Source organism: Companilactobacillus muriivasis, from assembly GCF_036246245.1.
Classification (GTDB): domain Bacteria; phylum Bacillota; class Bacilli; order Lactobacillales; family Lactobacillaceae; genus Companilactobacillus; species Companilactobacillus muriivasis.
In genome coordinates this window covers 1-1,236 of sequence record NZ_BTTQ01000023.1, presented here as the reverse complement: position 1 = coordinate 1,236, position 1,236 = coordinate 1, and the positions used below count along the sequence as shown (strand labels likewise).

Below are 1,236 nucleotides of genomic sequence, written 5' to 3'. Positions count from 1 at the left end.
CGAAAATTTCAATAACAAGTTAGCCACTTGGACAAAATAAATTGAATCCAAGTGATATCAGTATTTGAAGTTTATAAATATGTCTTTAAGCGCCACAGGAACTAGCAAAGAGTTCTTGTGGCGTTTTATAGTTCAATAACTTTCTAGGCATATTGTTGAGCTTAAATTCTATGTCTCTTATTACTTTTGGGCTGACTGTATCCAGTGACAGCCCTTTGGGCAAGTCACGACGTATCATTCGATTATGTACTTCATTTGTTCCACGTTCACAAGATGTATATGGGTGTGTGAAGTAAACATCCGCAACGCCAGCCATATCAGATGATAGATTAGAGAACTCAGGGCCATTGTCTGCAGTGATTGAATTGATAAGATCACCATAGTTCTTTATGATCTCTTTCATAGCATAATCTACAGAGTCGGCATCTCTACCGTCAATAAGTCTCATTATTTCAAAGCGTGTCTTACGCTCTATGAGCGTTAAGACGACACTCTCATGGCCATTTCTTTTGCCCACAATCGTGTCTATCTCAAAGTCCCCAAAGGATTCTCTGCTATCAACACTTTTAGGGCGTTTCTCAATACTACGACCAAGTAGACGCTTATGCTTTTTTGAAGTATGTTGCTTAGTCGGTCTAGTTGACTTTTCTACCAGATCAATATTCCGGATTTCAAGTCGTTGTTCATCAATATATTTGTAAAGTGTAGTAGTACAAACCATTTCATCTACTAAGAATAATTCTTCGTTCTTAGCTCGTCCAACGGCCGTATCAGGTGACCATCCATTATCTATGAACTGGCTTACAAAGAAGCCTAAAAAGGCTGTGACTTGGTCGAATTTAGAAGGACGATGGCAAAGCTTACGGTTCTTTACATACTTTTGATGTGCAGTGTCAGGAAAGTAGCAATTCAAGTGTTGAACTTTACCATTAACTTTCTTGATCTGCTCAACAGTACCTCTGTTAATTTCATTATTAATAGTCTGAGGTGAAACGCCGATAGCTTTAGCTATCTGGCGATTCGAGTAGCCAATTGAATGAAAGGAAGCAATCTTTCCACGTTCAATTTCAGTTAAATGATGTCCTTTAGGACGATTTATGATATTCTGTTCTAGCACCAAGACGAAAAACCTCTTTCATTGTTTGTGTGAGAACTCCAATGATACCTGATTTTTACGTCTTGGTGTTTTTATTTTGTCATTTTTCTAAAGTGGCTAACTTGATTATAAAATTCGCC

Annotated in this window: 1 protein-coding gene; it reads right to left on the bottom strand. The window is 37.8% G+C overall.

Annotated elements, in window-relative coordinates:
- Positions 1-85 precede the first annotated feature (85 nt).
- Entirely contained in the window at positions 86-1,117 is a 1,032-nt protein-coding gene (locus tag AAA923_RS12310) for an IS30 family transposase (RefSeq protein ID WP_193322450.1), read from the bottom strand.
- Positions 1,118-1,236 lie beyond the last annotated feature (119 nt).